Below are 25578 nucleotides of genomic sequence, written 5' to 3'. Positions count from 1 at the left end.
AACAGATTATAACCTCCTGCCCCAACATTTCCAAATGCAGACAAAAACCCAAACACAATCTGAAATTTTAATTACTGAATTGTAATTTCCTTAATTTTCGGCTCTTCTACCTTCGCTTTTGGAAGACTTACAAACAGAATTCCATCCCGCACTTCTGCAGAAATATTTTCCTGATCTATTCCTTCCGAAAGCTTAAAAGTTCTCTCCAATTTAGTTGCACTAAATTCCTTTCTTAAATAAGTTCTATCTTCAACTTCCTCTTTCTCTCCGGTGATTTTTAAAAAACCATCTTCTACCTTTATCACCACATCTTTTTTTGCAAAGCCCGGGATAAGCATTTCGATCACGAACCTTTCCTTTTCATCTACAACATTCGTGCGTGGATTCAAAGAAACACCTCTTTGTTCTGAATTTTGCAAACTCCCTTTTGTTTCTCTAAACAATTGATCCATTATTTGATTTGTGAAAAAATCGTTTGTTCCTTTTGAGTATCTTAAAATTGTCATAACGTTTACTTTTTATAAATTAATACTATGCTTTTCCGGGCTCCGGAACCCAGAATTCATTTTCATCCTGTTATTTCCAAAGTTTATACCAACAGATATTTTCCTGATTAATGACAGAGAAACTCATAAAACATCCGCCAACTTGTCTGATTTAGAATGAAACACGATGTCATATTGTCCTGTTTTAGAAATTACATGTATCGTATTTCAAATTCTCTTGCAAGCCAAGCTTGGGTTGCATACTTTTACACAAAATTTAAAAAATGAGAATCGATATACTTACGGTTGTTCCAGAGTTGCTGGAAAGTCCACTTAATCACTCCATAATTCAGAGAGCAAAGGATAATGGCATTGCCGAAATCCATATCCACAACATTCGTGACTATTCTGAAGACAAGCACAAAAAGGTTGATGATTATGCATTTAGCGGTGGAGCGGGAATGGTTATGAGACTAGAACCAATCGTTAAAGCAATTGAATTTTTAACGGCTCAGAGAGCCTACGACGAAATCATTTTTACCACACCCGATGGTGATCTTTACGATCAGAAAACAGCAAATACCTTATCGACAAAAGAAAATATAATGATCCTTTGCGGGCATTATAAAGGGATTGACCAACGAATTCGTGATCATTTTATCACTAAAGAAATTTCGATTGGCGATTTTGTTTTAACCGGAGGGGAATTAGCTGCCGCCATTATCGCAGACAGCGTAATCAGACTTATTCCTGGCGCTATGGGCGATGAAACTTCAGCTCTCACAGATTCATTCCAAGACAATCTGCTTTCTCCACCTCTCTACACTCGTCCTGCAGAATTCAGAGGATGGAAGGTGCCGGATATATTAATATCGGGAGACCACAAGAAAATTGAAAAATGGCAAGAAGAACAAGCCTACGAAAGGACAAGGCGATTGCGTCCAAATCTGTTGAAAGAGTAAAAAAAAGAGACTCTAACGAGTCTCTTTTCACATATAATATACTAGTAGTTTTCTCCCTTAATCTCAAAATACGCCTGAGGATGTTCGCATGCAGGACAATTCTTTGGTGCTTTTTTGCCTTCGTGAACGTATCCGCACTTTCTACAGTACCACTTTTCATTTTCTTCCTTTTCGAAAACTGAACCTTCTTTCAAATTAGCCAATAGTTTCAAGTACCTCTCTTCGTGCACCTGCTCAACCTTAGCAATCAATTTAAAAGCCGAAGCTACTTTCTTGAAACCTTCTTCTTCAGCAATACGAGCAAATTCAGGATACAACTCAGTATATTCTTCATTTTCTCCATTTGCAGCAGCTTGTAAATTTTCGGCTGTAGTTCCCACTTTTCCTGCAGGATATGAAGCAGTAATTTCTACATCTCCTCCTTCTAAAAAGCTAAAGAATCGCTTTGCATGCTGCATTTCCTGCTCTGCTGTTTCCAAAAACAAGGCTGCAATCTGTTCATACCCTTCTGTTTTTGCCTGTTTGGCAAAATAGGTATATCTGCCTCTTGCCTGAGATTCTCCTGCAAAGGCTTTCAATAAATTTTTCTCTGTTTGAGTTCCTTTAATCGATTTTTCCATTGTTTCTATTTGTTGAATATAATTTCACAATACGAATATCTTGATTTTTAACAAGACACAATAAAAATTCCTGTTAAAACATCATTATTTATAATCAATAAAAAATAAGACTACCCAAAACTTCAATTTTAGACCTGCACCACAACGAACCCGAATTTAAGTACCATATACTTAAACTTAATTAACACATTCCTCTGAACATCATCAACAGCTAATCAATTTTAATCTTAAAAGCACCCCATGATCGATTAAAATGTTTTTTTTCAACAGCACCCCCTCATTTAAAACCTTTGCATTGAAAAAAGTGTGTTTTTTTCAACAAACACCTCTTTTTAAAATAGCAATTCTAATTTTTTTTCATACTTTTGAAATCGAAACCCCTTCATAATTAGGGTTAGGATAGAAATTAGTTGATTCAAGCCAACACCACCCCCTTCAAAAGAGGGGGTGGGTTAGCGAAATTGACAAAACAATTAGAAACCACATTTTATTCATATTAACTATTTACCACATTTATTAATCTAAAATCTATTACTATGTTGAAAGCAAGAAAATTTTTCGCATTACTTATAGGTACTCTTGTTGTAACAGGAAGCCTGTTTGCACAGGAAGAATCAGGAAAAGGAGAAATTTCGTTTGGTGCAGACTTAATGAACAGATATGTATGGAGAGGAACTCAATTTTCAACAGGCCCGGTAATCCAGCCTTCTGTTGAATACAGCAATGGTGGTTTCGCTCTTGGCGCTTGGGGATCTTACGCACAGAATGGTGCCGACGGAGCTGAAGCTGATCTTTATGCATCCTACACTTTTGCAGATGATTTATTCACTGCTACTGTTACTGACTATTTTTTCCCAACCGATGGAATTGCTGTTAACAACAGTTATTTTGATTACAAAAAAGCATCTACCGGACATATCATGGAAGCTACTTTAGCTTTTAACGGGAGTGACGGATTTCCAATTAGCATTTTAGCTGCCATGAATTTCTGGGGTGCCGATCAAGATGCAAATGGTGATCAGCAAAACTCACTTTATATCGAATTGGGCTATGGCTTTAAATATAACGAAGTAGCTATTGATTTATTTGCAGGCTTTACTCCAATTGACGCTGACGAATCGAAAGGTGAATCAGGCTTTTACGGAAACACAGCAGGTTTTGTAAATATGGGATTCACTGCATCAAAAGAAATTGCAATTACCGAAAAATTCTCTTTACCAGTATCAGCTTCTGTTATCGCTAACCCAATGGCAGAAAATCTATTCCTGGTATTCGGAGTTTCGTTCTAACTACCTAACCACACTAACCCAAAGTGAAGCTTCTTTGGAAGCTGGTAAAAAGGCAATCAGACTTTCTGATTGCCTTTTTCTATTTTATTGTCCTATACTAAATAGTCGTCAAGAAAAAATAATTCAATTAACTTTTCGAATTGTATTTCTTCATCAAAACAAAAAAAAGCTGAATTAATAAATGATTCAGCTTTTTGAATATCCTATATTGCCCGTTACGGTATTCTCATAAACTTATGAGCCTGCAAAGAAATATTCCATTTTGGATTGTTCTTTACGTATTCTACAATTGGTTTTACATTGTGAACATACTGACTCCACTCCGACTGCAAATACAACAAACAATCATCTCCTACATTTTTTGATAACTCCTCAGCCCATTCAAAATCTTTTTCCAAATCGAAAATGATAACTTTCAGCTCATTTGCTTTTTCATAAGAAGATGGTACAGGTAATTTATTTCGCTTAGGCGATAAACAAATCCAATCCCACTCTCCACTTATCTCATATGCACCAGAAGTTTCCAGGAAATTTTCAATATTGTGCTTCTTTAACTCAGTACATAAAGGTTCCAAGTTGTACAGTGAAGGTTCTCCTCCTGTAACAACAACGGCTTTGGCTGGCGATTCAACAGCTTTTCGAACAACTTCTTCAACTGAAATCAGGCGATGTTCTGCGGGATTCCATGAAATCTTACTGTCGCACCACCGGCAACCGATATCACATCCTCCAATACGAATAAAATAAGCTGGCTTTCCCGTGTGATATCCTTCACCCTGTATGGTATAGAAATCCTCAACCAGAGGCAAATCTGTTCCTTTATCGAATATTTCTTTGTACTTGTCTTTCAAATCGTTCTTCTTAACCAATGATAAAATCCTAATTTTTTGGTTGTTCAGTAAACTGGGCTACAAAATTACACGCTTTTTAAGGATTTCAAAATCAAATAGGAATATTATTTAAACTGATTCTCATTTAGACAACTAATTAAAAATATATTCTTTTCCGATACAGACATTATGATTAAATCTGATTTTTGATAATTTTACAATTCTGGCAAATAATTAAACTTACTGATCAAATCACACAATGAAAAACATTAAATTCTTACTTCTCTACCTACTTATTCTCGTATTTTCGTCTTGTTCCAAAGACAGTAATTCACCAAACAAACCTGCTGATTCCGCACCAAAAGAATTGACCATTTTTTGCGTAAACGATGTGCACGGACAGTTGGATAATTTTGCAAAAATTAAACAAATTGTTGACAAAGAGAGAGAATCAACCAATGTAATCGTAGTTTCCGGTGGTGATATTTTCTCAGGCAATCCAACCGTAGACAATCATCCTGATAAAGGATCCCCAATGATTGATGTAATGAATAAAATTGGGTTTGATGTTGCTGTTTTGGGGAATCACGAGTTTGATTACGGGACCGAAATTCTAAAAGACCGAATGGAACAGTCCAATTTTGCCTGGATTTGTGCAAATGTGGACAAGGGAACTACGGATATTCCTGAGCCATTTGAATACAAAAACATTACCAAAGAAAATATCAAAATAACTTTCCTGGGTTTAATTGAAACCAATGGAAAAAAAGATGCAACAATCCCATCAACTCATCCATGGAGAGTTAAACAATTTCATTTCGACCGGCCTGAAGATATTGTTTCTCTCTATTCAAACGTTAAAAATGACGAGGAGTCAGATTTATATATTGCTCTTAGTCACTTAGGATACAATGGCAATGACCAAATATTGGGAGACGTTCAGCTTGCCAATAAGTTTCCCTATTTCGATTTAATTATTGGCGGGCATAGTCACGATAAAATTAACACTGCTGTAAATGGAATACCAATTTATCAGGCAGGCAGCAATCTAAATTATCTTGGAAAAATAGCTGTTACCATTGTCAATAAAAAAATAGAATCAATTACCAACGAACTAATTAATTTAAATACATATCAAGAATATGATTCTGAATTAAAAACAACAATTGATGGATACAACGATCAAGACTATCTAACAGATGTAATTGGTAATTCAAAAAGAGATCACAATACAAGTATGGTTGGCTGTTTTTATACAGATGCATTACGAATTCAAATGGGTGTTGATGTTTGTTTTCAGAATACTGGTGGAATTCGGTCAAACTTAAACGAAGGCAATATCACCAAAAGAGAAATTTACGAAATTACTCCTTTTAGCAACGGAACGGTTATTTATGACATGACGGTTCTTGACATTAAAAAATTTCTGGCAGGAAGCGGATCAGGATTTTACTATTCAGGCATTCAGATTCAACAGGCTGATCAAGAAATTGAAATAAGAAATATGCAAGGGCAAAGATTATCTGATGACACGATACTAAAACTTGGACTAAACGATTACATTCCGGCAGTATATGACAAATACTTCCCTGAATCTGGTCAAATCCAAAACATGACAGATGCAGAAACTCTGATTTCCTATTTGCAAAACATTAATAATCAGGTTGATTATCCTGTTTGCGACCGTTACTTTAGAATGAAATAATTGTTTTAAAAACAATAAAATACAAAATGATCAAGGTAATAACTTTGGTCATTTTAGTTTTTCATCCACTGCTCGTACTCTACTTTATAAATGGATTGTGGCAATTTAGTTTGCTCTGTCGAGATATACAAGGAGTCATTCTCACCAAAAACAATACCTTCAGTTTGTGCTCCACCAAGAGGACTCAGATCTATGCGCAAACTTTTTCCTTCGAAAAAGTTAGTGCCCTCAAATTCAGAAAACAAGACCAAATAACTAAGATAATCTTTATAACCAACTAAAGCCAGCAGTTTTCCGTCAGAGCTAATATCAGCTCCGGTTACCAGCATATCAACGTTAAACTCTGCCTTAACCTGTAATTTATAAACTCCAATATTTTTTGAAGATGAATACATTCTGGTTTTATAATTGGCCCAGTTTTTCGTGAAAAAGAAAAGAGAATCTCCGTATGATAAAAAAGCTTCGCAGTCGAAATCATGCTTTTGTAAGTGCTTGGTAAAATCCTCCTGATCAGCCCATTCAATCCCAATCACATCAGCCTCTGCTTTAGAAAATTCAGAAATACCCATGTCCTCTTTTTTTAATCTTAATACACGCAAATTTTTACGATTACCAAAATTATTACCAAAATCCCCAATATAAATGTAGTTCTGATCTGCAGCCAAGTCTTCCCAATCAATGTTTTTGGCATTAGTGATTTCAAACTCTTTTTTAATTACTCCATCCATATCGTAGGCATACAACACAGGTTCACAATCACTATCATTGTTTACCCAGAACAAATTCTTGTACCACATCAACCCCGACTGCTCATTCACTTTAACCGACAGAGAATCGGAAACTAAAACGGGTTGATAAACAATTGAAGCATTAGAAACCTTCAATTGTTCATTAATTGATTTGTTGGAACGACAAGCCCCTAAAAGCAGAAATGAGAATAAACAGGAATAGAATAAGTTTTTCACGATATAATAAATATTAGAACAGAACAAATCTGTTTAAAATTAATGGATTCTCAAAATTAGAATTGATATCCATAATTCTCCTGCCCCTTACAACCACAAACGGATAACATTCTCTTAATAAACGTATTTTTCATTTCACTATAAGTTTACAAAAGAATTATACTAAGCTAATCCTTCCCCATAAATCAAAACCTAGTTTTGAGTGTTTAAAAATCCAAGGAAAAATGTCTAATGACCTAATCAATAAATTAAAATCTTAAAAATGAAAACATTATTTATTACTTTAAATCTCTTTGTTCTACTTTTATTTTCGGCCACAAGCACTATTGCCGAAAACAATAATGCAATTAACGTAAATAGAACAGCGACAATAACCGGTCGTGTTATCGATTCTGACGACTACCCATTGCCAGGGGCAACATTAGTATTAAAAGAGACAAACCAAGGTGTTGCCTCAGACAACAACGGAGTTTACCGCATCAACAATATCACCCCAGGAGAATACACTCTTAAAATTTCGTACATCGGTTATGAAAGTGTTGAGAAAAAAATAGTATTTGAAGAATCAACTACCCTTACCGAAAACTTTACTCTTTCGGAAGGTGTTGCATTGCAGGAAGTTGTGGTTCAAGGACTATTGAAAGAACAATCACGTGCTTTGAATCAGCAAAAAAGCAACGTAAACATTACCAATATCGTTTCTTCCGATCAGGTTGGACAGTTTCCTGATAATAATATAGGAGATGCTCTAAAAAGAATACCAGGTATTAACGTTGAGTACGATCAAGGTGAAGCCCGGTTTGGTCACATTCGCGGTACTGCTTCAGAATACAATTCTGTCACCATTAATGGCGATCGTATCCCTTCTGCTGAAGCAGGAATTCGATCAGTACAGCTGGATCTTGTTCCATCGGATATGATTCAAACTGTTGAGGTAAACAAAGTGATAACCCCGGATATGGAGGCTGATGCAATTGGTGGTTCGGTAAACCTTATCACCCGATCGAATCCTTTTAAACAACAAATTTCGGCACGTGTTGGAACCGGATATAATTTTTTAAGTGATGATCCTCAATTAATTCTTTCGGCTCTATACGGCAACCGCTTTAAAACAGGAACACAATCAAATCTTGGTATGGTATTCTCTGCCTCATACCAAGACAATCAACTGGGATCGGACAATATCGAAGCTGAGTGGGAAAAAGATGACAGGGGAGCTATCTACACATCCGATTTTCAAATTAGAACCTATTACGTTCAACGAATTCGTCAAAGCTATTCTTCTTCTTTTGATTACAATTTTAACCCAAATCATAAAATCGAATTCAAAGCCATTTATAATCACAGAAAAGACTGGGAAAACCGTTTTCGTTTGCAGTACAAAGACATTGAGCAAAAAGATGGAAACTGGATTACGGAAGTTCGTCGCCAGACTAAAGGCGGAACCAATAAAAACCGCAGACTGGAAGATCAGCAGACAATGAACTTTGCTTTAAATGGAGAACACCATTTAGGAACTATTGAAATTGACTGGAAAGGTAGTTATTCTAAGGCTTCTGAAGATCGCCCCAATGAACGTTACATTACTTTACGGGCTAAGAAAGTTGCGATTACACCTAATTTCACGAATACTGAAAAACCAATGTTTTCAGTAAACGATCCTCAATTAGCAGATTTAAGCAGTGAATTTGGTTTAAAAGAACTGACAGAACAATTTCAATACACAGAGGATATTGATAAAAATTTAAAAATTGATATCAAATTTCCAATCCTTAGCGGAAAAAACAAGAACATTATTCAAACCGGTTTCAGATTAAAAAGCAAGGAGAAAAATAGAAATAATAGCTTTAACGATATTGAGCCAAATGATGAAAACAGCTTTGTAAATAATGCCTTAAATAATCAGTATGATGCCAGTAAAAGTGATTTTATGGCTGGAGATTATTCTGCCGGACACTTTGTATCTAAACAATTTCTTGGAGGATTAAATTTCGATAATCAGTATAGCCAAACCCGAAATATTGAAGAGGAAGCCGGTAACTTTGAAGCAAAAGAAGATGTTTACGCCGGATATGTTCGTTTGGATCAGGATTTTGGGAAAAAACTTAAAATGATTTTTGGTCTTCGTGCAGAACAAACAAAATTAAAATATTCCGGTAGAATTTTGGAAATACCTGAAGTTGGCGATCCGACTATCAGCACTACTGCAAAAGAAAAGAACGACTATACCAATATTCTTCCAAGTGTAATTGCAAAATTGTCGCTATCCGAAAATACAAAACTAAAACTAGCCTGGACAAACTCTATTTCTCGCCCGAAATACTACGATTTGGTTCCCCATAGCAAAATTAAACTGGAAGATAATGAAATTGAAATAGGAAATCCTAAACTGGATCCAACAAACTCAATGAACTTTGATGTAATGGCTGAGCATTACTACTCAAATGTTGGACTACTTTCCGGTGGTTTCTTTTACAAATCGTTAAGTGATATTTCGAACACCATTGAACGCAGAGATTTCAGCTATAGCGGGAAGACCTGGGACAAATTCTACCAACCTATTAATGTTGGTGATGCTGACCTTTATGGTTTTGAGTTTGCTTTTCAAAGACAATTGGATTTTCTACCAGGCTTCTTAAGTGATATGGGATTTTATGCCAACTATACCTACACCCATTCCAAAATGAAAAACGTGAATATTTCGGGTAGAGAAAATGAAAATTTATCGATAGTAGGAACACCAGAAAACAACGTTAATTTATCTTTATTTTACGAAGGTAAAAAACTAAATGTACGTTTATCATTACAATATGCTGATGATTTTATTGATGAGTGGGGAGAATCTGCATTTTACGACAGCTACTATGATAAAGTAACACATATGGATGTAAGCGCTGGCTACAACATCAATTCCAATTTCAGCATTTTCGCATCGGTAAACAACATCTTAAACGAACCTTTACGCTACTACCAAGGAGACAAGAGTCACACCAAACAAGCTGAATACTACGGTGCTAAAGCGAATATTGGTTTAAAAATGAATTTCTAAGCAAAAACAAATTTTATTATGCACAAAAGACCAAATACAATAGTTCTACTAGGGATAACTGCATTGCTCCTAATTGCCTGTTCATGCGATCGCTCAAGCGAAGGTTCAAGAAAAGCTTCTTTACTGATTGCAAAAGTTACTGAAGCAGACGGCGAAACGGATGCACTGAAAAATAGATTGGCAACAGAAGATGCTGCTGATGATCCTGCAATATGGGTAAACAATGACTCTCCGGAACAAAGCAGAATTATAGGTACAGATAAAAAAGGCGGTTTGGCAGTATATGATTTAGATGGCAATGAACTATTTTACTATGCAGATGGTAATATGAATAATGTTGACATCCGTCAAAACATTCAAAACGGACAGGATTTAATCGATATTGCAGCCTGTTCGAACCGAAGCTCAAACACTCTGGATTTCTACAGCATCGAAAAAGACGGCAGTTTACATCAATTTGAAAATGCCATTCCTGTTGAGATGAAGGATGAAGTTTACGGTTTTTGCCTGTCTAAAAATCAGGATCAACTTTACGCCTTTGTAAACAGCACTTTTGGAAATATTGAACAGTGGGAAATCATGCCGGAAGGCAAAAAGATTTCCGCAAAATTGGTTCGGCGACTAAAACTTGCCAGTAAAACCGAAGGAATGGTTTCCGACGACGAGGCAGGTATACTTTTTATAGGAGAGGAAGCCAAAGGAATTTGGAAAATATCAATAGATCCAAACAGTACGAAAGGATTTGAGCTTCTTTCTCAGAGTACGGTAGAACAAAACGAAAACATTTATGAGGACATCGAAGGTTTGTGCATTTACAAGCAATCGAACGGATCCGGATACTTAATTGCCTCCAGTCAGGGAAACTATTCTTATGCTGTATTTGAAAGAAAAGCACCTCACAACTATTTAGGTAGTTTTAGAATTGGTGATGGAGTGATTGATGGTGCAGAAGAAACAGACGGTATTGAGGCAATTAATCTCAATCTCGGAGAGAAATTCCCGGCAGGGATGTTTGTTGTTCAGGATGGATTCAATAAAAAGAATGAAAAATCAGTTGCCCAAAACTTCAAAATGGTACGATGGGAAAAAATCGCAAATCTTTTCGAGCCAAAACTAAATATTGACACTCAATGCATTATTACCGGTAAATAAAAAACAAAAGAGCAGGCCTTTAAAAATCTGCTCTTTATTTTTTCTTCTCCGATATAATCGGAGGCTGAAGAAACTCATACAAAACCTGATATAAGACATCTTTATCGATTGGTTTTGAAATATATCCCTTAAAACCTTTCTCCAACATCTTCTTTCTATCTTCTTTCAAAGCATATGCAGTTTGCGCAATTATCGGAATATTTGGTTTCAGCTTTAATATCTGTTTTGATGCTCTATACCCATCCATAACCGGCATTTTAACGTCCATCAATATTAAATCAACATCTGTTTTATCTTCTATAATTTTTACGGCCTCCATTCCATTTTTTGCCCAGATCACTTTAGCAGAAGTGGGTGTTAAAATTTCATATAACAGCAGATAATTAATTTCAACATCCTCAACAACAAGAATAGTTTCGTTCTTCAATAAAGGTGGTACAAGTCCGGTTTCCAAGCTCTTAATTTTTCTAATTTGTGAATGAACCACATTTCTTAATCTGAAATAGAAAATCGATCCTTTTCCCTTCTCTGATGAAAGCCACAATTCACCATCCAGCAAATTCGAAATCTCTTTACAAATTGCCAAGCCTAAACCGACACCTGATTGCATACCCAAACCGGTTTCTTCAATCTGTCGGAAAATATCGAAAATAATTTTTGTATGCTCGGGTAAAATACCAATTCCAGTATCCGACACATAGAAGGTAACATCTGATCCTTCAACCTGATACCCGTATGAAATTATTCCAGACTGTGTATACTTTATTGCATTATTCAAGAGGTTGGTTATTAACTGTATCAATTTTGTTTTATCCGAATTCAAATACAAATTTTCATCATCAGGAGTACATTTTAACCGCGAAGTTAGATTCGGCTTATTGCTCTTATGTATCTCTGAATTTACATATTGTTGTAATGTTAAAAACAACTCAGACAAAGAAAAATCCTCTTTTTTAACTTTAGCCTCTTTAGCCTGAAGAAGCGATACATCGAATATCGATTCGATTATTTTCAACAAATGCTGCCCGCTTAACTTGATGATCTCATTGCGTTTTACTATTTTATCAATGGAAGACTTAGAGTTCACCAATCCACTAAATCCTATAATAGCATTTAAAGGAGTTCTTAATTCATGAGACATAGATGCCAAAAATGTAGATTTCAGCTGATCACTTTCTTCAGCCTTTTCTTTTGCAAATATGAGTTCCTGCTCGAATTTTTTCCGGCTGATTACACCAGCCAGCACATCAGCAAAAGTATAGAGTAAATTGATGTCTTCCGAATCCCATTCTTTATCATGAAAAACGGAATCGAAACCTACAAAACCTAATAAGGACTCATGTGATAATATTGGAAGAACTAATAATGATTTAAGATCGGAATGAAAATTAGCAATCTTTTTCTGTATTGCTTTTGAAGAAAGTTTAGATGAAGGAAAATAAAGGTGTTCGCGTTGATTAAACTTCTCAATCCACCAATTGAAATCTTCAACAACCAAATTCTTCGAAATCTCTTTCATAGAAACAACACAATCCCTACACCATTCGTGAGTATTATTTAATGAAACTCTATTTTCCTCAAACAAAAACACATAACTTCTATCTGTATTCGTAAATTCACCAATATTCTTTAATGCACGATCAATTAACTGATCTACATCACTTAAGGATGAACCAATAAAATCGGCAGAAATATCAATTAGTAATTTTTCTATTTCTGTTTTGTGCTTTAACCGGGCCTCTGATATCTTCCGATAACCTACATCCCGAACAATAGATTGAACGAATCTGGTTCCATTTAAATCAATTAAATTAGAATTAATCACAACAGGAATAATTTCACCCGATTTGGTTAGATGATTCGTTTCAAAAGAGACTTTTCCTTTATTTCGCAAAACCTCTCTTATGGTATTTATCTCGTTGTCTGAATGTTCGTTTTTTAATCTTAAATTTACCGGAGTGAGTTGATAAAACTCTTCCCTGGAATAACCATAACGCTTAATGGCAGCATCATTAACTTCAACAAAGTTGTGGAATTTAGATTCATCCCATGGACGAACAAAAACAGCATCGTTTAAAGAATTAAAGAGTATTCTAAACTTGTTTTCGCTTTGTATTAAATTCTGCTCAGCAATCTTACTATCAGTAACATCAGCAATGTATCCTTCAATAAATAAAGGCCGGTTATTTTTATCCTTTATAGTGATTCCTTGCTCAAAAACCCATTTAAGAATCCCGTCTTTACTAATGATTCTATACTCAATTGTAAATCTTTTATTTTTTGAACTTGCTTCATTTACAACTTGTGCAACAAAATCCCGGTCTTCGGGATGTATTATATCATTATAGGCAACATGAGAATTATAATTTAGCTCTTCGGTCGTATAACCCGTTAAGCTAAAGCCTCCCTGACTAACGTATAACATGGTCCAGGACTCATCCGCCAAACATCTGTAAACCATACCTGTAAGATTACCCATTAAAGTTGATAACCTTCTGGTAGCCTCGATGGATTTATGCTGCAATTTTTTTTGCTCTGTTACATTCCTTACAATTGCAGTAATTTCTCTTTCCCCACTGCTGCTTATTCTGAACTCAAAATAACAAACTCCTCTATTGTCTATTCTATACCGATAATCAAAAACCTGCACCTTTCCGGTATCCAAGGCCGCCTCCATATAATGTGCAAACTCACGAGTCAAATTCTCCTCAAATGCTTTTCGGATATCTAAACCAACAATTGATTCTTCATTTTGGAATAAACCTTTCTCCTCTCCATAAAGATCAATTACTTTTCCATCTCTTGATATTCTTAAAATTAAATCAGGAATTGTTTCCAGCAAGGCATTTGCTTTTGCCTCACTTTCTTTCAAACGTTTCTCTGCTGCTAACCTTTCGGTAATATCTTCAAATAAGGTAAAGACTTCTTTGCTCAATCCGGTCTCCTTATTCATTAAAGGTGTTGCAGTAATATTAATCCAGATGTACGCTTGTTTTTGAGGATTATATACGCCAAGTATAGAATTAGTCACCTCTTTCCCTGTAGTCAGGGCAATTTTTGCGGGGTGTGTTTCCTTGGTCATTAAAGAACCATCTGCAAGGATATTCTTTATTCTTGGTTCAAAGCTTTCAATATTGAGTAAAAATTCCTTTTCAACACCTAATATTTTTGACGCAGAAGGATTTGCATAAATTATTTTCCCATCCTGATTTCGAATTATTATTCCCTGATTTGTAGCATTATAAAGAAGATCAGTCCTATTAACGATATTCGTTTTTTCGAGGCTTTGAGAGTAACGGTCTCTTTCCCTTAATTCATCAACTTGCTTTTCCAACTCAGCAATTCTTTCCTTATATTCGGAAAGTATTCTTTCGAATGCATCAGAGGACATATGTTGATTGTTATCAGGCATAAATTAAGATGTTACTTAATAAAACCAAAATAGTATATCACAAGTTACTAAAACAACATCAGGAATTTATCAGAAACAGATATAAATTATTTGATTTAAAAACCGCTAGCGTATATAATACTCAGACGTTTGCTTTATTTCCTTAATTACAAATGTACTATTCAACACCCCAATATTCTTAATTTTGGACAGTTTGTACCGAACAAACTCATGATACTCTTCCAAGCTTTGAACATGTATTTTAAGAATGAAATCGACCTGTCCGGCAACATGATAACACTCCTGTACTTCCTGTAAATCCTGAATTTGCTCTTCAAATTCATCAATAAAAGCTTCATTGTGATATCGCATGGAAACCTGACACATTGCAGTAACACTTCTCCCTATTCTCGTTTTATCGAGAATTGCTACATACTTTTTAATAAACCCTTGATTCTCCAGTCTTCTAATTCTTTCATAAACTGGTGACACTGTCAGACTTAGCATCGACGCAATTTCCTTGGCTGTCTTTTTTGAATCGTTCTGAAGCAGCCTCAGAATCGTTTTATCTGTTTGATCTAAATTCTCCATATCAGAAAAAATTACTCCTTTTATAACGTTTGCATAATCGACTCAAGCAAAATAAATGGCCAAATCTTATATTTTCAATAATTATTACTTAATTATTTGGGAAATATATGAAATAATATGGAAACAGCTTTACTTTGCTAGCAAATAAAACGGTTACACATCACAAAATACCAACTCGATAAGACCAAATGAAAAAGGATGTAATTTTAGTTATTGGAGCAAACGGACAGATAGGTTCGGTTCTTACAAAAACTCTTCAAGACAAATTTGGAGTAGATTTTGTTGTTGCCTCTGATTTGAGAAACGATCCTAATTTCGAAGGTATCTTTGAAGTGATTGATGCTACAGATTTTGAACAAATTCAATCTGTTGTAACAAAATATAGCGTAAATCAAATTTATCATCTGGCTGCTATTTTATCGGCTAAGGGTGAACAGGCTCCATTGGCCACCTGGGATATCAATATGAAAACCCTTTTCAATGTTTTGGAAGTTGCACGATTGAATAATCTGGATAAAGTATTCTATCCAAGTTCAATTGCTGTGTTTGGAGACGAAGCCGATATGAATAACACATCTCAAGATGCATTTTTAAATCCTGCAACGGTTTATGGAATCAGTAAAGCATCTGGTGAGAACTGGGCACAATATTACTTTTTACGTTACGGATTAGATGTCCGGTCGCTGCGTTACCCTGGAATTATTGGCTACCAATCTTTACCAGGTGGCGGCACAACCGATTATGCTGTAGATATTTATCACAAAGCAGTTCTAAAAGAAGAATTTACATGCTTCTTAAATGATGAATGTGAATTGCCAATGATATTTATGGATGATGCCATTCGAGCAACTATCGAATTAATGGATGCTCCCAAAGAATCAATCAAAGTTAGAACATCCTATAACCTTGCGGGCATTAGCTTTTCTCCTGCCGATGCAGCAGAATCAATCCAGAAGATTTATCCTGATTTCAAAATTAAATACGAAGCCGATTTCAGACAGGATATTGCCTCGAAATGGCCAAACTCAATTGATGATTCGAAGGCAAAAGAAGATTGGAACTGGAAACCTGAATATGATTTGGAAGCGATAACCAACACAATGATTGAGAAACTAGGAGAACAATACAAAGCAGAACAAATAAAACTTGAAAATATAGGTTAACTACCGAAGTAAAACAACAACAAACACACCAACAAACACTAATTCGAACGCCTCTTTTCCATCCGGAATTGAGGCGTTTTTTCAATGTCCTAATTGAGAAAACATACAAGCAAAAAATGCGCCCCTGTCAGGACGCATTTAAAATAAACTATTTCTTTATCTATTTCACTAAATCGTAACCGTCAGTAGTTCCTTTTTTAACAGCAGGAATACCATCAACCATCCATTCAGGAGCTGGTTTTCCTTTCAGATAATAGTCAAAAAACTGCATTGTTCTGATTGATAAATCAACTCTGTTTGGTCGCTTTTTCAAATTATGATCCTCATCATTATAAGACAACAGCCAACATGGTTTTTGCAAACGACGCATCGCTACAAACAATTCAATTCCCTGATACCAAGGTACTGCACCATCATGATCATTGTGCATCATTAATAAGGGAGTTTCAATTTTGGGAGCAAAAAATATCGGTGAATTCTCAATGTATTGCAATGTGCTGTTCCAAAGAGTTCCTCCAATACGGCTTTGTGTATGCTCGTATTGAAACATTCTGCTCATACCTGTTCCCCAACGAATTCCTCCATATGCCGATGTCATATTGGATACAGGAGCCCCGGCCATTGCACATTTAAACAAATTTGTTCTGGTTACCAAATAAGCAATTTGATATCCGCCCCAGCTTTGACCTTGCAAACCAATGTTTTCCTTGTCGATAAAAGAATAACGATCCATCATGCTCAGAGTTCCCGTTACAACAGCACTATATGCACATTCGCCTGGATAACCGACTTTATGATAGGTGATATCAGGCATAAAAATCAGGTAATCATTACTCACACAATAGCTGGGGTTGATAATTGACCAATTGGGTTGTGGCACGTGGTGACGATGCAATGCATCGGAACTTCTCTCGTAAAAATAAACCAACATTGGATATTTCTTATTGGGATCGAAATTCTCCGGCTTGTACAATAAACCTTGCAACTCCTCACCATCACCTGAAGTCCATTTCACCAATTCAACATCGCCCCACAGGTAATTTTTCTGCTGTGGATTCGCATCCGATACTTGTTTTGGATCAGAAAACCTCATGTTTCCAGTCCATAAGTTTGGATAATCTTTAAAAGTAGATCGTTTCCATATCAATTGATTTGCATTTTTTGCTTTCAGAGGAGTATTGAAACCTGCATCCTCAAAAAGCAATTTTTCAGGTTCTTCCTCTTGCTGTAAGCGATAAAAACCCGATTTCTTAGTGAACTCATGAAACGCACTCAAAAGAACCGGCTTTTTTAAATCAATAAATAGTTCTTCTTCATTCAATTTCACATAATCAAAACGAATCTTATTTCTACGACCGAAACTATTGGTAATATTTTCCGAACCTTTCACTCCTGTCGGATCCAACTTCCAAAAATCATATCGATCACTTATAATTACATCTTCATCTCCCTTTGTCCATCCCACTACTCCATATGGACTGGGATCGCTCGGAGTATCATGAATTTCATCGTAAAAATTAGCTTTTATCTTCTTTGTTAAGGCTACAGTTTTTCGATTATCAATCTCATACGAATACCAAATACTATCCTGAGTTTCGAACCAGATCAAGTACTTCTGAGCAGGAGAAATATTCACGCGTGAATTTTTCTTTTCCAACACCAAGTCTTTCTTTCCCGTTTTTGTGTCTACCACATAGTAATCGGAATACCAATCCTCCCACGAAGTCAATTGCTGATATGGCAATGATGAGGATCCAAGTGCTAATTTTGAATTTCCATCATCATACAATTTCACTTCAGGTAAATTTTCATTTCCCAATTGCAAAACTTTATTTTCCAATGGATTATACACGGCTAACCAAGTTCTTTTCTTCTCTTTTTCGGCTTGTACTTTCTGTTGAGGCTGCAGCAAAGGATCTTTCCAGTTCCATACATCAACATGATATTTTTCCTCGTCAAGCAGAGTATCTTTTGGCTCATTAATCGGTCTGGGAGCTACTCCAAAAAACAATTTCTCTCCATTTTTTGAGAAATATATTTCGCCATTCTCGCTTACCGTCCAATCTTTCTGAATATCCTTACTTAAGGTATCCACCAACACCTTTAGGGCGTTAAGTTTTATATTTTGATAGTATAAAACAAAAGTTTTATTCTCGAGAGTATCAGCAGAAAAAATAAAAGAAAGCTGATCACCATTAGGTGCTAAAGATGTTTTCTTTGCAATTCCTTCTTTTTCGAATACAGTTTTAACCTGCTCCTTATTAGCAGTAAACCAATTCACCTTCGAGGTTTGAATACTATCCCCTTCAATCTGAACAAAAGAAACAGCATTTCCATTTTCCGATAAGGCATAATCAGAAACATCTTTGTATCGATACTCTTTTCCCGACAGGAAATTTAAGATTACGAGCTCTCCTTTTTCAATCTTCTCTTTGTCCTTACTCCCCTTTTCACCTTTAGTTTTCTTTTCTGGTTTTTCAATTGAATCGCCAACCAACGAATCCATTTTTTCCTTAGGCATCTTCAATAAAAATGCCATCCAATTTCCTTTTTCCTTAGGCATCTTAAACGATTCCAATTCCGGAAATCGAAGAATTCTGTCTGCCATTAAATTCCAAATCCCTAATGAATCTTTTGGTAAATCCTTCTTCTCAATCTTCTTCACCTTTGCTTGTCGAATGGTATCGAACTGAGCTTTAATATTGAAACTTAAAATTTCACTTTCCGGAGAAAATTTCGCATTGTATCCACGGGAAACCGAATCCAATTTACCAGCACTTACCTGATACAGATAAAGATACCCATCTCCTTTTTGAGGATTCACCTCATAAGTAATCCATTCTCCATTGGCAGATATCTGTTGATTTTTAAGATTATTCCAATGATCATAATCGGCATGACTTAATGGAATTTTATTTGTTTGTGCCATTAAGCTGCCAATAAACAGACAAAGCAATATGGCAAGTATTGATTTTTTCATTCCCTAAATTTGTTGTGTTTGTATGTATTGTTTGTTTAGTATTCTCTTTTGCAGATGAACCAAGGATTTAAAAGGTCTTCCTTGTTGTATGATATTTCCTCATCGGAATTTAGATGTAAAACCTTTCCTCCTGAAGCCGATACTATCGCATGCCCTGCAGCAATATCCCATTCCATTGTAGGAGCATACCGAGGGTAAACCTCAGCCTCCCCTTCTGCAATCATACAAAGTTTTAAAGAGCTCCCCTTTGAAATTAACTCAACATTATCATGTTCCTCTTGCAGCTTCGAAATAAAATCTTTCGTTTCCTGACTCATGTGAGAACGGGATCCCACCACCCGAATAGATTTTCGATCCTGAGAAAGCGGAAGTGTTTTGGATTCACCAATTAATTGATCAAAATCACCAGACCAATCTACAATATCATCCATTCTAAATGCTCCCAATTCCTTATCAGAAAAATACAATTGCTTATAAACAGGTACATAAATAATCCCCGCAATGGATGTTCCATTTTCTATCAAAGCAATATTCACCGTAAATTCATCATTCCTTTTTATGAATTCTTTCGTGCCATCAAGAGGGTCAACAATCCAACAATATTCCCAGTTTTTTCTAATTTCGAAGCCCAAATGTTCTCCTTCCTCACTTAAAACAGGTAAACCGAGCTCATCCAATATCGACACAATAGCTTGATGTGCTCTTTGATCAGCAATTGTTAACGGACTGTTATCTGATTTAATCTTGATCTCAAAATCTTTGGAATTATAGACCTCCAATATCTCTTTCCCGGCTTTTAACGATGCTGTTATCGCCGCAAAAAGAAGTTCTTTTCTTTTACTAAAATTCATAGGTTTTTATACTTAACGATCCCTAAGGATTGTGGAATTATCAATTAATAAAAATAGATGTATGACAGTATTAATACAGTAACCAGCATATAAATAATGGTCAGAGGAAATCCGATTTTGAAGAAATCTTTAAAGGTATATCCACCTGGTCCGTATACCATTAAGTTGGTTTGATAACCAATTGGAGTCATGAAATTTGCAGCTGCTGCAAATGCTACGACCAAAACAAAAGGTTCCGGATTTAGATGAAGATTCAAGGCTATTGTGAGCGAAATAGGGAATACAATAGCAACGGCAGCCTTATTGGTGATATAAGCTGCAAGTACAGATGTAATCAAATAAATTCCGAACAAGACACCAACTCTTCCCAATGGAATAAATACTGATATCAACAGGTCGGCAATTATATCTGCTAAACCTGATTTTATCATGGCAGTACCAAATGCCAAGGCAAGAGAAATAATTAAAGCCAAATTAAAATCAACCCTTGATGCAATATCCTTAGGATTAGAAATTTTCAAAGCCAGAATAACAATAATCATCACAATTAAAGTCATGAATAAAGGCACAATTTTTAGGGCTGACAAGACAACAGCCAACACCGTTCCTCCAAGTAGTAACCATATTTTATAAGCTTCCTGCTTTCTGAATTCTTTAACTTTCGATATAAAATAAAAATCCTGAACCAAATGAGAACGATCAACAAAATCGTCTCCCCCTAAAAGCAATAGTACATCGCCGGCGCGAAGTTTTACTTCGCCAATTTTCCCACTTACTTTACCTCCATTTCGATGAATTCCAATAACTGCAGCATCAAAATGACCTCTGAAGTTTGCCTCCTTAACTGTTTTGGATATCAAGGTTGAGTTATGAGAAATTACAATTTCAACAACCTCTATGTGCTTTTTATGCGTTAACATTCCAACAGTTGGAAGGGTTAATCCTGAATTAGGAAGCACCAAATCAGCAATTGTTTCGGTATCGCCTGCGAACAATAAACGATCGCCTTCTTCCAGTCTGTATTCATGCGAAACTGCAGCAATTCTTACATCGCCCCGGTTGATCTGAAAAAGGTAAAGACCTTTCAAATTTCTTAAATCAGCCTCTTCAATTGATTTTCCAATTAAACCGGAATTGGATTTAACATGCGCTTCAACGATGTACTTTCGCGAATTTTCAGAAAACTCACCCAATACATCCTCTTTTTCCGGCAACCACTTTTTGCTTACAATCAAAAGGTAAATTGATCCAATAAACATCATTGGAATACCAACATATGCAAAGCTGAACATGTCAAGTGAATCCAATGCAGGTATAATCTTCTGATCGATTACCATACCATTTACAATCAAGTTTGTTGATGTACCAATTAGAGTTATACATCCACCTAAAATAGCTGCGTATGATAATGGAATTAAGAGTTTTGAAGGAGAAATATTGTTGCGTTTACTCCAATTATGCACATATGGCATCATTACAGCAACAAGAGGTGTATTATTTAAAAAAGCTGAAAAAGCTCCCACTAGAAATATCATGCGTGCCATGAATTGCCGATAAGTAGTGGCTTTTTGAAATACCTTATCAAATAGGGTTTCAACAATACCCAAATCCCTGATAATATCTCCAATCAACAGGAGCATTAAAATGACAAAAACCTGATCATTAGCAAATCCACTAAGTATTTCTGAAGGAGTAAGAATCCCAAAAATCCCAAGAACAACAACTCCAATCAGGAAAGTAAAAGCAGGGCCAACCCATTCTTTATAGAATGATATCAGAATAAAAACCAACACGATTAATACAACGATCGCATCAAATGAGAGCATAGACAGGGTTTTGGATTGAGTTTAAGCTACGAAGATACAAAAATACTGTAAGCTGAAAGCTCATTTTTAAATCCTTTGCACCCCTGAATTATTAAACAGTTAAAATTTATGCCAATAAACCTTAAAAGCTGATAGCTGCCACCAATCAAAACAACTAAATTTACAACTTCTAAAAACAATTCGAATATGAAGAATTACAAAACGGGCAACTTGGAAAAACAGCTTAACAACTCTCCAATAACGATTCACTTTAAGCATCTTGAACTTAAAACAAATGAGATTTTATCCTACTTAAACCCAAAAGAATTTAATGCTTATTGTAAAAATGGCTGCCCGAACCATTCTCAAAAATGGACCTGCCCTCCCAATTGCCCGGCCTTTACTATTTATGCTCAGGATTATCCAAATATATCTCTTTATTTATTTTACACATCTCCTCATCAATTTGGAAAAATTGAAGACAAAGCCTTGCATGCATACAATTTTATTAAAGAAGAACTGCAAACCTATCTTCGGGAAATTGAGCCGGCGAATGGAAAAATGATTGCGGCAAATAGTTGTGAGCTTTGCACTACCTGTGGACTTGTTTTTGGAAAGGAATGTCATATCCCCGAAAAAATGCGTTACAATTTGGTTGCCTTTGGTTTTAATGTAAACAAAATAATGACCGATCTGTTTCAACATGAACTACAATGGGCTTCGAAAGATCAAATACCTGATTTTGTAAGCAGTGTTGGAGCCATATTAAAAAAATAGCTCCGGCAAATTTAGTTAGCCGGAGTTTATTTCCATGATTTTTATTTCGTATAAAACTACACTTTTAATCTTTCTTTAAAAGGCAGGAAGGTCATGAAATCGGCATGATGAACAATGTAAGCTTCGGTGCTTCTTTTCACCATATTTCCTTCTCCTGCATGCGTAGCTATAATGTGGCAAACCTCGGGTGGAATGCCACACTCCTCGGCCAATGAAACTCCTGAAAACGGATGCCGGATGTATTTCCCATATGTGCCCTGAACTGCATTATCTTCCTCATCCAAAACATATTCCAACAACTTACCTACGTCACAAAGTATGGCTCCGGAAAGTAAAACATTCATATCCACAAGCAACTCGTCTTTAAAAAAAGAATTCATTTTTTCACCGCTTTCTTTTGCTATATGTACTACGCATTGCTTGTGATCCATAAAACTCACTTTAAGATCCGGTCCACATAAAAGGGTAAAAGGAATTCGTTGAAGATCTTCAGCGGACAGTACACTTCTTTCCAAAGCAATCTCCCATACCGTAGTCGTCTTTTCTCTTAGCTCCTCATCTTCAATCCAATTGAGTTCGGGCCACAATTCCTTAACTATTTTTCTCATATTCATAATCAGGATTGTTGGAATATTTCGTTTTTAACTTTTCAATAATAATATCTGCCATTTGCTGAGTTGATGCAGCACCATTAGCAAGCACATCGGTACTGCCTGTCATCTTCATCATATCGTAGGTTTGTACCTTTCCCTCTTCAATCACTTCAGCAACCGCTTTTCTAATTCTTGCAGCTATTTCCTTTTCTTCCAGGTACTCCAACATCATACAAGCTGATTCTACCATAGCAATAGGATTTACTATGGAAATAGGATAATCGGCATATTTGGGAGCAGAACCATGAGTTGGCTCAAATACAGCAATTCCTTCATCAGACATTTGTGCACTGCAGGCAAAGCCTAAACCTCCAATAAGCCCGGCAAATCCATCAGACACAATATCTCCAAACATATTCCCCGCGACAATCACTCCGTAATTTTCAGGATTTTTGGTCAACCACATCATTTGAGCATCAATGTTTGTGTTCCAAAGTTCAATTTCAGGGAATTTTTTCTTCTGAATTTCCTGTGCCAACTTGAACATCATTCCTGAAGTCTCGCGAATAACATTTGGTTTTTCGCAAAGCGTAACCGATTTATATCCATTATTTTTGGCGTACTCGAAAGCTGCCATTAAAATTCTGGTGGTACCGGTTCTCGTGAAAATTCTTGTGGAAATGGATAGATCTTCCCTTGGCACACTGCCAAAATTCTTCACAAACTTAGGATGTGAAGTTAGTGCGGCATAAACCGTATTATCGGGATTTGACCATTCTACCCCGCCATACAAACCCTCTGTGTTCTGTCTGAAAATTACAACATCAACTATTGGTTCTTCAATTGCTCCTCCTTTGCCTCTGCGGATAAAATTTAACGGATTTCCTTTATAGGTTTTACAGGGACGAATGCATATATCGAGGTTGAAGTACTGACGCAAACCTACAATTGGACTTGAGTACACCAATCCTTTATTTTGCAAAGCCGGAGCCAATTCATTCGCTGCATCATCCTTTGGTTTGGACGTTATGGCACCAAACAATCCTATTTTATGCTTTTTAAGCAGTTCAATCGTTCGCTTAGGCAGAGGATTCCCTTCCTTACACCAAAATTCCCAACCGATATCACCTACCACGTAATCTGCTTCAAATCCGGCAGAATTTAAGATCCTAATGGTTTCGTTAAGTACAACTTTGCCTATTCCATCACCGGGCATAGCAACAATAGTTCTCCTGGTCATAAGTTTCTGTTTTGTAAGTTTATACCAAATTAACATCAAAACATGCCTTATAAAATGTTTCTTTTTAGCTATATCTTCGTTAAAAAAGATGCATCGTAACATGGCTATGCTTTACTTTTTTGCCTCGATACAGCTAAAAATTAATTCATTTTATTTAAAGTCTATTTTGAAATTAAATTGGTATTAGTGTGATATATCACCTTAAATATACCAAATTACAATCATTTATCTTATGAGGAAAATCAGTGTTTATTTCAACAAAAAAAAAGCCCCAAAAAGGAGCTTTATATCAATAATAAAATTAATCTTTAGTTCGGATTTCGAATGGAAACAGGAACTATAATACTTAAAATCCGATCATTTTGATACGTGGTTTTTTCCACAGCCACAATAGAAATGTTCTTTTCAATATTAAAACCTTTAGAAATAGGAATTCTTAATTCGCCTACTCCTGCAGTGGTTTTCAATTCAACAAGACCTCGGGTACCAATTGGCAAAAATTTTCCATCGATTAATTTACCTTGATAAAATTGTACTTTATTCCGCCCATTGCTCAACCGGAATTTAAGAACATATTCCTCCTTTGTTTTTAAAAGATCAACTTTCTCCACTTTAATGTAAGGTTCCGACTTCTCCTTCCCTGTCTTGGCATACTCTTTCAAACCCACACAAAGCATATCATTTTTGTATAAAAGTTCAGATTTCAATTTCCCGTTTTCCCAGAATTTCTTCTGAAATCCATTCTTTTTTCCTTTCTCATAATTGGTTTCCCGATAAACTTTTCCATCCTTATAATACCATAAAACAGTACCGTGTTTCATCCCATCTACATAGGGTATATCATACTGTTTTTCACCTGTTTTATAAAAGGTTTCACTGATACCAACTTTTTTATTGTCTTTATACTCAACGTAGGATTTCAATTCCCCAGTTCCAAAATAATACTTTTTGATTCCATTTTTCACGTTTGACTTAACAGTGTCCTTTGTTTCAATCATCTTACTCTCTGCTTGTTCTTTCGATTTACCACTCAGAAAATCACAGGAATTAAGTAATAGCAAAACGCTAATCAGGAATGTAATGTTTTTCATTTGTTAGTTTTTTTGTTTGACCGTGCAAGGTAACAGGAT

At 35.8% G+C, this 25578-nt stretch carries 19 protein-coding genes; 7 read left to right on the top strand and 12 right to left on the bottom strand.

All coding sequences use genetic code 11. The annotated features are described in order from the left end of the window. Positions 1 to 71 precede the first annotated feature (71 nt). Positions 72 to 506, bottom strand: coding sequence for an Hsp20/alpha crystallin family protein (locus QUH73_RS08785; protein ID WP_289530066.1), 435 nt, complete (start codon positions 504 to 506; stop codon positions 72 to 74). 263 nt (positions 507 to 769) lie between these two features. Here QUH73_RS08785 and trmD point away from each other — a divergent pair, with 263 nt between their 5' ends. Then, on the top strand, positions 770 to 1447 hold the full coding sequence (trmD, locus tag QUH73_RS08780; protein ID WP_289530065.1) for a tRNA (guanosine(37)-N1)-methyltransferase TrmD: 678 nt from the start codon (positions 770 to 772) through the stop codon (positions 1445 to 1447). Positions 1448 to 1488: 41 nt separating this feature from the next. Here trmD and rbr read toward each other — a convergent pair whose 3' ends face one another. Beyond that, entirely contained in the window at positions 1489 to 2067 is a 579-nt protein-coding gene (gene rbr / locus QUH73_RS08775) for a rubrerythrin (RefSeq protein ID WP_289530064.1), read from the bottom strand. A gap of 536 nt (positions 2068 to 2603) precedes the next feature. On the opposite strand from rbr, the gene QUH73_RS08770 reads away from it, so the two are divergent. Continuing rightward, positions 2604 to 3356: a hypothetical protein gene (locus QUH73_RS08770; protein ID WP_289530063.1), complete on the top strand. Its 753-nt coding sequence runs from the start codon at positions 2604 to 2606 to the stop codon at positions 3354 to 3356. 215 nt (positions 3357 to 3571) lie between these two features. On the opposite strand, the gene QUH73_RS08765 is transcribed toward QUH73_RS08770, so the two are convergent. Further along, the gene (locus QUH73_RS08765; protein ID WP_289530062.1) at positions 3572 to 4225 is read right to left on the bottom strand and encodes a 7-carboxy-7-deazaguanine synthase QueE; all 654 of its coding nucleotides are present in this window, start codon (positions 4223 to 4225) and stop codon (positions 3572 to 3574) included. Between the two features lie 220 nt (positions 4226 to 4445). On the opposite strand from QUH73_RS08765, the gene QUH73_RS08760 reads away from it, so the two are divergent. Further along, positions 4446 to 5891 carry a bifunctional metallophosphatase/5'-nucleotidase gene (locus QUH73_RS08760; RefSeq protein WP_289530061.1) on the top strand — a complete coding sequence of 482 codons (1446 nt, stop codon included), beginning with the start codon at positions 4446 to 4448 and terminating at the stop codon, positions 5889 to 5891. A 53-nt stretch (positions 5892 to 5944) separates the two neighbouring features. On the opposite strand, the gene QUH73_RS08755 is transcribed toward QUH73_RS08760, so the two are convergent. Continuing rightward, complete coding sequence (locus QUH73_RS08755; RefSeq protein ID WP_289530060.1) at positions 5945 to 6856, bottom strand: hypothetical protein; 912 nt, start codon at positions 6854 to 6856, stop codon at positions 5945 to 5947. A 262-nt stretch (positions 6857 to 7118) separates the two neighbouring features. On the opposite strand from QUH73_RS08755, the gene QUH73_RS08750 reads away from it, so the two are divergent. Together QUH73_RS08750 and QUH73_RS08745 are read left to right on the top strand one after the other, a co-directional pair. After that, positions 7119 to 9905: a TonB-dependent receptor gene (locus QUH73_RS08750; RefSeq protein WP_289530059.1), complete on the top strand. Its 2787-nt coding sequence runs from the start codon at positions 7119 to 7121 to the stop codon at positions 9903 to 9905. 18 nt (positions 9906 to 9923) lie between these two features. Continuing rightward, a complete protein-coding gene (locus tag QUH73_RS08745; RefSeq protein WP_289530058.1) occupies positions 9924 to 11057 on the top strand; it encodes a phytase in 1134 nt (377 codons plus the stop codon). A 34-nt stretch (positions 11058 to 11091) separates the two neighbouring features. Here the strand turns inward: QUH73_RS08745 and QUH73_RS08740 are convergent, their stop codons facing one another. Beyond that, entirely contained in the window at positions 11092 to 14469 is a 3378-nt protein-coding gene (locus tag QUH73_RS08740) for a PAS domain S-box protein (RefSeq protein ID WP_289530057.1), read from the bottom strand. 105 nt (positions 14470 to 14574) lie between these two features. After that, positions 14575 to 15039, bottom strand: coding sequence for an Lrp/AsnC family transcriptional regulator (locus tag QUH73_RS08735; RefSeq protein WP_289530056.1), 465 nt, complete (start codon positions 15037 to 15039; stop codon positions 14575 to 14577). A 188-nt stretch (positions 15040 to 15227) separates the two neighbouring features. Between QUH73_RS08735 and QUH73_RS08730 the strand changes: the two genes are divergently transcribed. After that, positions 15228 to 16202, top strand: a complete 975-nt coding sequence (locus tag QUH73_RS08730; RefSeq protein WP_289530055.1) for an NAD-dependent epimerase/dehydratase family protein — start codon at positions 15228 to 15230, stop codon at positions 16200 to 16202. A gap of 160 nt (positions 16203 to 16362) precedes the next feature. On the opposite strand, the gene QUH73_RS08725 is transcribed toward QUH73_RS08730, so the two are convergent. From QUH73_RS08725 to QUH73_RS08715, 3 genes are read right to left on the bottom strand one after another with little or no spacing between them, the layout of a single operon-like run. After that, entirely contained in the window at positions 16363 to 19182 is a 2820-nt protein-coding gene (locus QUH73_RS08725) for an alpha/beta hydrolase family protein (protein ID WP_289530054.1), read from the bottom strand. A gap of 35 nt (positions 19183 to 19217) precedes the next feature. After that, on the bottom strand, positions 19218 to 20033 hold the full coding sequence (cysQ, locus tag QUH73_RS08720; RefSeq protein ID WP_289530053.1) for a 3'(2'),5'-bisphosphate nucleotidase CysQ: 816 nt from the start codon (positions 20031 to 20033) through the stop codon (positions 19218 to 19220). Between the two features lie 44 nt (positions 20034 to 20077). Next, complete coding sequence (locus QUH73_RS08715) at positions 20078 to 21859, bottom strand: SLC13 family permease (protein WP_289530052.1); 1782 nt, start codon at positions 21857 to 21859, stop codon at positions 20078 to 20080. Positions 21860 to 22045: 186 nt separating this feature from the next. On the opposite strand from QUH73_RS08715, the gene QUH73_RS08710 reads away from it, so the two are divergent. After that, complete coding sequence (locus QUH73_RS08710) at positions 22046 to 22615, top strand: DUF2284 domain-containing protein (RefSeq protein WP_289530051.1); 570 nt, start codon at positions 22046 to 22048, stop codon at positions 22613 to 22615. Between the two features lie 56 nt (positions 22616 to 22671). On the opposite strand, the gene QUH73_RS08705 is transcribed toward QUH73_RS08710, so the two are convergent. The 3 genes from QUH73_RS08705 to QUH73_RS08695 form a co-directional block, all read right to left on the bottom strand. Further along, entirely contained in the window at positions 22672 to 23229 is a 558-nt protein-coding gene (locus QUH73_RS08705; RefSeq protein ID WP_289530050.1) for an HDIG domain-containing metalloprotein, read from the bottom strand. After that, positions 23207 to 24448, bottom strand: a complete 1242-nt coding sequence (locus tag QUH73_RS08700; RefSeq protein ID WP_289530049.1) for an isocitrate/isopropylmalate dehydrogenase family protein — start codon at positions 24446 to 24448, stop codon at positions 23207 to 23209. Before QUH73_RS08700 ends, QUH73_RS08705 begins: the two co-directional genes overlap by 23 nt. Positions 24449 to 24756: 308 nt before the next feature. Beyond that, the gene (locus tag QUH73_RS08695; protein WP_289530048.1) at positions 24757 to 25539 is read right to left on the bottom strand and encodes a toxin-antitoxin system YwqK family antitoxin; all 783 of its coding nucleotides are present in this window, start codon (positions 25537 to 25539) and stop codon (positions 24757 to 24759) included. Between the last annotated feature and the right edge of the window lie 39 nt (positions 25540 to 25578).

Origin of the sequence: Labilibaculum sp. K2S (assembly GCF_030372765.1) — a bacterium.
Classification (GTDB): Bacteria; Bacteroidota; Bacteroidia; order Bacteroidales; family Marinifilaceae; genus Labilibaculum.
This window is presented reverse-complemented; position numbering and strand designations above follow the sequence as displayed.